At 35.9% G+C, this 7781-nt stretch carries 6 protein-coding genes; 2 read left to right on the top strand and 4 right to left on the bottom strand.

The window, feature by feature from the left end; translation table 11 throughout:
- Positions 1-150 precede the first annotated feature (150 nt).
- From VGE71_RS07100 to VGE71_RS07085, 4 genes are all read right to left on the bottom strand, one after another.
- Positions 151-1308 carry an AAA family ATPase gene (locus VGE71_RS07100; RefSeq protein ID WP_331137698.1) on the bottom strand — a complete coding sequence of 386 codons (1158 nt, stop codon included), beginning with the start codon at positions 1306-1308 and terminating at the stop codon, positions 151-153.
- A gap of 245 nt (positions 1309-1553) precedes the next feature.
- Entirely contained in the window at positions 1554-1946 is a 393-nt protein-coding gene (locus tag VGE71_RS07095; RefSeq protein WP_331137697.1) for a hypothetical protein, read from the bottom strand.
- 304 nt (positions 1947-2250) lie between these two features.
- Complete coding sequence (locus VGE71_RS07090) at positions 2251-2496, bottom strand: hypothetical protein (protein WP_331137696.1); 246 nt, start codon at positions 2494-2496, stop codon at positions 2251-2253.
- 67 nt (positions 2497-2563) lie between these two features.
- Positions 2564-2851, bottom strand: coding sequence for a hypothetical protein (locus VGE71_RS07085; protein ID WP_290969611.1), 288 nt, complete (start codon positions 2849-2851; stop codon positions 2564-2566).
- Between the two features lie 522 nt (positions 2852-3373).
- Here VGE71_RS07085 and VGE71_RS07080 point away from each other — a divergent pair.
- Both VGE71_RS07080 and VGE71_RS07075 read left to right on the top strand, forming a co-directional pair.
- Complete coding sequence (locus tag VGE71_RS07080) at positions 3374-6394, top strand: SusC/RagA family TonB-linked outer membrane protein (protein WP_331137695.1); 3021 nt, start codon at positions 3374-3376, stop codon at positions 6392-6394.
- Positions 6395-6404: 10 nt separating this feature from the next.
- The gene (locus VGE71_RS07075; RefSeq protein WP_331137694.1) at positions 6405-7778 is read left to right on the top strand and encodes a RagB/SusD family nutrient uptake outer membrane protein; all 1374 of its coding nucleotides are present in this window, start codon (positions 6405-6407) and stop codon (positions 7776-7778) included.
- Positions 7779-7781: the final 3 nt, after the last annotated feature.

Raw genomic sequence — 7781 nt, 5'->3', positions numbered from 1 at the left:
GTAACAACATTTTGGCAATTCATTTTCAATGTAGTAATCCTTTATTTTTCTTTTAACATCATTAAGAAGTGGATTTGCCCAAACGTTTCCACCTGCCGCAATGACGGCTCTAATATTTATATGATCTTGATTATCAAAATTTATAGGCATCTATTCTAAATCATTGATTATTTTTTTTCCCATTTCTAAAACTTCTTCGAGCAATTTTTTTTGCTTCTCATCATATGAATTATCTTGAATGTTATTTATTTCTTTTGAAAATTCATCTAATCCAATATTTTTAGAAGCCAACAAATTCATTTTGTCTATTATATTTTCTGATAAATAACGATTTTCAGGTGTTGTAACATCGAAATATTCTTGATAAATTTCTTCAACATTAATTTTTTCATTTGGTTCAAGAACAAAATTTCCATTTGCCCCTTTAAATATTTTTAAATTTTTTGAATTCATTTCTGCACCATTTATAATTAATGGAGAATGTGTTGCAACAATAATTTTTGGTTGATAGAAATAAAATAGGTCGTTAATTCTTGTTATATATTCTATTTGCCATTTCGGATGCAAACTGTTTTCAGGTTCATCAATTAATATAACAGAATTTTCAGTTATGACAGAAGTCAAATAAATGAGTGATGTAACTAAGGTTAATTCTCCTGAACTTGCTTTATTTAAGGGAATATGCTGTCTGTTTTTATGTAGATATATGTTTATTCCACTAATTAACTTTAAAGATTTTAACTGTTTCTCATATAAGAACATTGTAAGTAGATAAGAATTTTTGATGTCTTCAAATTTTTCATTATTGAAATTTATACTTACAATGCTTTCTTCGTAAAATTCTCTATCTACATATCTATTTAAAAAATATAGCAAGATTTCTTTTTCTTCAGCAGGCAATTCCGAATCTATTACTTTGTCGCGAAAATCTGCATTAACACCTTTTAATTTAAAACTTATTATAGGATCAAAACCAATATATTCTAATGTATTTGCAATGTTTCGTAGTCTTTTCAAATCATCATTTGCCAAAATTTTAAAAGCATTGACAATTGTGTTTCTTGCTAATGTTTTACCTATAGAAGATCTAAGTATTTTGAAATTAGGATTCCGTGAATTGAATTTGTCATAAATTGTATTTGCAATTGCTATCACATTATAATTTTGACCTAAATGGAATTTTGAAATATCATTTAATAAAGTGCTTTTGCCACTACCATTTTCACCTATTAAGATGTTTATATCCTCATCTGAATTTGATGGTAATAATAATTGAGAAGGAATGTTTTTGTTATCGAATATAAACATATATTTAATGATTTTTATCTGCAATTTTGGTAGCTTCCCGCTGACTTTCCGTAAAAATAACAGGTTTTTGACTAAATTAAGTCCATTCTTCGAATTTGCAAAATATTCAGATTAGAAAATCAACTTTCCATTAAGTCAAATGACCAAATCCGTTGTAGTAGCTGTTGGTGGTTCTGGATTTTATTTAATATAATTTTTAAGAACTCTTTTCTGGTTTGAAAATCTAATTGACAATATAATAAATTTTAATTTATTGGTAGAACAATTCTGTCTTTGGGCTCAGCTGACCATTGAACTTGCCATACACGTCCATCGATTTGGTCAAGCAAAATAAAATTATATATGTTTGTTGTCGGATAAAGAAAAAATCTTCCATTCTTCTCATCTTCTTTTGTAACTCTGGTTATTAAGGACAGCGGAGTTTCGAACTCATTACCTTTTGCAGACCATTGAACTTGCCACATTTGTCCATTTTTTGTGTTTATTTTAATAAATGTATACATATTTTTTGTTGCGAATAGCCTATACCCAACATCACTATCTGTAGAAATATTTTGAGTTGGTTTGTCAGATGTACTTTGAGCAAAAGCAAAAATTGTCGTCAAACTAAAAATTGTTACAAAGAATAATTTTCTCATTTGTTTCAGTGTTTTAATTGTCTTAATATTTGTATTGTTTTATGCTTATGGCTAACTTAAATTATTAAGCGATAAAAGTGCTTAAATTAGTATTATTTTGGATGTCTTTATGCCATGTTTAAGTTTCTAAATTAAACATATAAAACGGTTTTTATTTTACGGTTTTCCGTAATCTAAATAAATAAAAGGTTGCAAAATAATTCTTTCCTAATGAAAAGCCTACAGTATAAACACTTGTTATGTAAAAAACACCATTGAAGGTATTTCTAAGTGTATTATGACTAATAATTAGAGACAAGAAGTTTTAAAAAATGATAACTGCTAAAGAAAATATTACGCCAGTAACAATTAAAACAAAAGATAACACCATTAATATCCTTTCAATTAGTGAAACCAACCAGGCTTGTTCATATTTTTTAAAATGCTGTAAACCACCTGGACCTTTTCGATTAAATCTACGTTTATTAATTTTGTACCTAATAAAAAGCCCTAAAAAAACAAAAAAGATTCCAATCGTAATTACAGTAAATCCTGAGTTAATTATTTTCATGTTTTTATATTACTTTACAAGATAAAAATAAATAAAAAAAGATGCCAAGCGGCATCTTTTTTTATTGTTAGAAATACTCTTTTTCACATTCTATAAAGAATTGAGATAATGTCATCTCTTCCTTCCGTAAAATTTTTATTAGTGTATTTATAGGAATATTGTACCCTCCATCACTGGCAATTTTTGAAATAGTACTAGTTGCAAGATCACATTGGTTGCCATATGCTGTATAGCTAAGCTCTTTTCCTTGCTCATCTTTTTTGCCAATTATCCATTTTTTAGCAATAAAGTTACATATATGCTTTTTAGAAAGCATACCTGAAAGTGCTAAAGATGTAGATTTATTTGTAGCCAATTTGTGTGTTTATATTAACAAAATAAATTCATTTGTGGAAAAAAATCGTTTGCGATAGCAAACGGTAGAATAATTTTCTTATATTTGCTTTAAATCCATTAGGATTGTATTTTTGCGATTCTTCATATAAAAAATATTGAAGCATTCGCTTAGAATCTCGGCTCAAAACTTGGCAGTTTAAACCACGAGATGATAAGTAAGATGCTCACGTCTATTGGCGTGGGCTCACTTATTCGTGGAGGTCATGCCAAGTACCAGAGACGTTTAAGATGAGTACCACGCTTTTTTATGCTCAAAACTCTCTATTTTTTCTTAGCGATATTTCCGTATATTTTTATTTTTCGCATTTATAAAGTCGAATATTTTAAACACTTATCTATGTGAAATAAAAAATTCATACTCCTTATGACAATTAAGCCGTTTACTTAATGCATAAAAAAATGGCCCTCTACTGCAGCGACCAAACTAGAGCAGAGGACCTTAGCTAATCAAATCCATATTTAACTAACCAATCCCAATATTATGAATTATTCTTCATTTTACAAGGATGGGAAGGCACTTTATTGCATAATTTTTTCATGCATTCTGCTGTCATTTTCATCTTCATTTGCCGGATGTCTGGGCCGGTATTCTAAGTTTTCTATTCAAGAAATAAAAATCCAAGGAACCATTACCGACGGAAACTCTCCTTTGCCTGGAGTCTCCATCGCGGTTAAAGGAAGGGTAGGAGCCGCTGCTATTTCAGATTACAGCGGACAGTATGCGATAACTGCAGAATCGGGCGATACGCTTGTAGTTTCTTTCATCGGTTTCAAAAAGGCTTTTATCCCAGTACAGGGCAGAAGCAGAATCGATATTGCACTGCAGTACGACACCACTACTCTGCAGGAGGTGAAAGTAAATGCGGGTTATTATTCCGTAAAAGAAAGCGAGCGTACAGGAAGTATTGCGCGGATTACCTCTAAAGATATTGAAACGCAGCCTGTGACCAATGTGCTTGCCACCATGCAGGGAAGAATGGCCGGTGTTAGTGTGACGCAGTCCTCGGGGGTTCCGGGAGGAGGTTTTGATATTAAAATTAGAGGACAGAACAGCCTTCGTGCCAATGCCAATGCCCCTTTATATATTATTGATGGAGTTCCATACTCTTCAGAACCGATAGGCTCAACGGTTACTTCAACAGCTTTTCAGTCCTCAACAAGCCCTCTTAACAGCATAAACCCTGATACGATAGAGAGCATAGAGGTTTTGAAAGATGCAGATGCCACCTCCATCTATGGATCACGGGGAGCAAACGGAGTGGTGCTCATCACAACTAAAAGAGGGAAAGCAGGCAAGACAAAATTCAGTCTTACCAGTTCAACCGGAGCTGGAACTGTAACACGTTTTCTGAAATTAATGAATACTCAGCAGTATCTCGACATGCGGAGACAGGCATTTGCTAACGACGGAATCCCGTATGGAGCTGCCGATTATGATGTAAATGGAACTTGGAACCAAAACCGGTATACCGATTGGCAAAGAGAGCTATTGGGAGGAACAGCACAGTTGAACGATATGCAGGGCACTATATCTGGAGGAAGCAATAATACGCAGTTTATTCTGAATGGAAACTACCACAGCCAGACTACTGTATTTCCTGGCGATTTTAAATATGTGCGTGGCGGCGGACAGCTGAATATTAACCACCGCTCGGAAAATAATAAGTTTAAGATGACGTTTTCTGCAGGCTATAACATACAGGATAACAATCTCCCGTCGACTGATTATTCAGGTCTTGCCAGATTTCTTTCTCCAAATGCACCAGCATTATATAATTCAGATGGCTCTCTTAACTGGGAGAATGCAACTTGGGAGAATCCCCTTCGCAACAATAATTCACTGTTCAATTCAAAGACAAAGGATTTAATTGCCAGCACACTGCTTTCTTACGAAATATCCAGCAGTCTTATACTTAAAAGCAGTTTCGGATTTTCTGATCTCTCTACACTGGAAACCAGAACCAATCCTTCAACGTTGTATAATCCCATTTATAACGTCACCAGCATCCGTTCTTCCATTTACTCCAACAATACTGACAGGTCATCTTGGATAGTTGAACCGCAGATTAATTGGAAAAAAAACATTTTAAATGGAAGTCTGGACGTGCTGGCAGGCGCCACATTCCAGCAGCAGGTAAGCAGCACTCTGTACCAGTATGCCAGAGGATTCAGTTCAAACAGCTTAATTTATAATCTCGCAGCCGCCAACACTGTCAGCATACTGGGCAATGATGAAAGTAAGTATAAGTATCAGGCATTTTTTGGGAGGATAAATTACAATTGGAATCAGCGCTATATCATAAACCTGACTGCCAGACGTGACGGCTCAAGCCGATTTGGACCTGGAAACCAGTTTGCAGTTTTTGGCGCTGCTGGAGGAGCGTGGCTTTTTTCTAATGAAAACTTCCTTAAGAATAGTTCATGGCTGAGTTTTGGCAAACTTAGGGGCAGTTATGGATCTACAGGAAATGACCAGATAGGCGACTACCAGTTTTTGAATACGTATTCAAGTTCCGGAATTAGCTACAATGGCGTTATCGGTCTTCAGCCTTCCAGACTTTTTAATCCTGATTTTGGATGGGAGATAAATAAAAAGCTTGAAGCCGCTCTCGAACTTGGGTTCTTGAAAGACCGCATTACAATGTCAGCAGCCTTTTATCAAAACCGCTCATCCAATCAGCTGGTAGGAGTGCCGCTGCCTGGTACCACAGGATTTCCAACACTGCAGGCTAATCTTGGCGCAACTGTTGAAAATAAGGGAGTTGAACTAACTTTCAATTCGATCAATTTCAATACGGAAAACTTTAAATGGTCTACCAGTTTTAATTTCACTGCAGCCAGAAATAAACTGCTGCGTTTTCCAGACCTTGAAAGCTCTTCATACAGCCAGAGATATAGAATAGGAAGTCCATTAAACATTTATCTCATGTATAAATTAAAAGGCGTGAATCAGCAGACTGGTTTATATGAATATGAAGATTTAAATAATGATGGAAATATAACTTACCCCGAGGACAGGCAGTATGCCGCGGATCTTAATCCAAAATATTTTGGAGGGCTTCAAAACCAATTTGAGTATAAAAACTGGAAGCTTGACTTTCTATTTCAATTTGTGAAACAGCAGAACCAGATTTACCCAATGGGAGCCGCGGGAAATATGTCCAATAAACAGCAGAGACTTACAAGCAGCTGGCAGAATCCGGGAGATGTGTCCCAATACCAAATATTTACTACAGGACAGAACAGCGCAGCTGTCATGAGCCAGTTCTATTATTATGACAGCGATGCGACCCTGACTGATGCATCGTTTGTGCGACTAAAAAATATTTCAGTATCCTACAAGCTTCCTTTAATACTCAAGGAAACAAACTGTATAATTATGCTGCAGGCACAGAACCTTCTGACTTTTACAAAATATAAGGATGGAGATCCAGAGTTTGTAACCTACGGTTATCTTCCTCCTTTAAAAATAATTTCGGCTGCCGTCCAACTAACTTTTTAAACCTTAGATTATGAAACTATTTAAAACCATAAGCATATACAGCATTGTTTTAATGCTCGCAGGATGCGACTCATTTGTAGAAGTTGATCTTCCAAAATCGCAGTTAACAAATGATGCAGTTTTTGACAGTTATTCCACTGCTGATGCGGCTATGGCTGACATATATGCAAAGATTAGAGATAATGGACCGCTGAACGGATCTTATACGGGAATATCAAATCAGTTAGGAAACTACGCAGACGAACTTACTGCATACGGTGGGCCGTCAAACCCCAGCATTCCTTTCTACAACAATACTCTTTTAGCTTCATCTGGAAATGTTTTACAATATTGGAACACTTCATATAACCAGATTTATGCCGCCAATGCAGTAATTGAAGGACTTCAAGCCAGTAAAAATATTTCAGAAGAGAATAAAGAGAGGCTTTTAGGGGAAGCATTGTTTATTCGGGCACTGTCGCATTTTTATCTGGTTAAGCTCTTTGGCGGTATTCCTTACATAAGAAGTACAGATTATAGGCAGAATAGTACTGCCAGCCGGATGAGTGTTGAAGAAGTGTATAAAAACATAATTGCAGATCTGGAAAAAGCGGTGTTGATCCTCCCTGAGAACTACAGCAGTATTCAAAGGATCCGTCCCAACAAATACTGCGGCAGAGCACTGTTGGCTCGAACATATTTGGAAAACCAATCTTATGAACAGGCAGCAAATGAAGCATCATCGATAATTAATAACACTACAGTGTATTCGCTTGCTGTTCTTAACGATGTTTTTTTATTGAATTCAAAAGAAACAATCTGGCAGCTTCCGTCAACTGCAGCGGGCCAGAATACGCCTGAAGGAACCTTGTTTATATTTGAGCAGGGCCCCCCTGCATTTACTGCTTTAAGTTCTCATCTGGTAGATTCGTTTTCGGACCAGGATCTTAGAAAAATAAACTGGATAAAAAAAGTGCAGAACAGCGGACAGTCTTGGTTTCATGCCTATAAATACAAGGAGCGGAACTCTACTGCGGTTTCTAAAGAGTATTCGATTGTTCTAAGAACAGCCGAACAGTATCTCATACGGGCAGAAGCAAGAGCCAGAACAGGAGACCTGATAGGTGCTAAAGAAGATCTTAATAAAATCAGAACACGTGCAGGACTTGGCGGTACAACTGCCCAATCACAGGATGAAATCTTAAGCGCAGTTCTTCAGGAAAGAAGATGGGAACTCTTCACAGAATCAGGCCATCGCTTTTTTGACCTGCAGCGGTTCAAAAAACTCGATGCTGTTCTGTCGTTAGTGAAACCTGGATGGGATGCCAATGACCAGCTTTTTCCTATTCCACAGAATGAGATGATTGCCAATCCTAAACTAAGACCTCAAAATCCTGGTTATTAAATT

The sequence above is a fragment of the Flavobacterium sp. genome, assembly GCF_036405015.1.
In the GTDB taxonomy this organism is placed as follows: Bacteria; Bacteroidota; Bacteroidia; order Flavobacteriales; family Flavobacteriaceae; genus Flavobacterium.
This window is presented reverse-complemented; position numbering and strand designations above follow the sequence as displayed.

Excerpts from the sequence above, each read along its gene's own strand:
- VGE71_RS07095 (WP_331137697.1), bottom strand. The coding sequence starts at position 1,946 with ATGAGAAAATTATTCTTTGTAACAATTTTTAGTTTGACGACAATTTTT.
- VGE71_RS07075 (WP_331137694.1), top strand. The coding sequence starts at position 6,405 with ATGAAACTATTTAAAACCATAAGCATATACAGCATTGTTTTAATGCTC.
- VGE71_RS07090 (WP_331137696.1), bottom strand. The coding sequence starts at position 2,496 with ATGAAAATAATTAACTCAGGATTTACTGTAATTACGATTGGAATCTTT.
- VGE71_RS07100 (WP_331137698.1), bottom strand. The coding sequence starts at position 1,308 with ATGTTTATATTCGATAACAAAAACATTCCTTCTCAATTATTATTACCA.
- VGE71_RS07080 (WP_331137695.1), top strand. The coding sequence starts at position 3,374 with ATGAATTATTCTTCATTTTACAAGGATGGGAAGGCACTTTATTGCATA.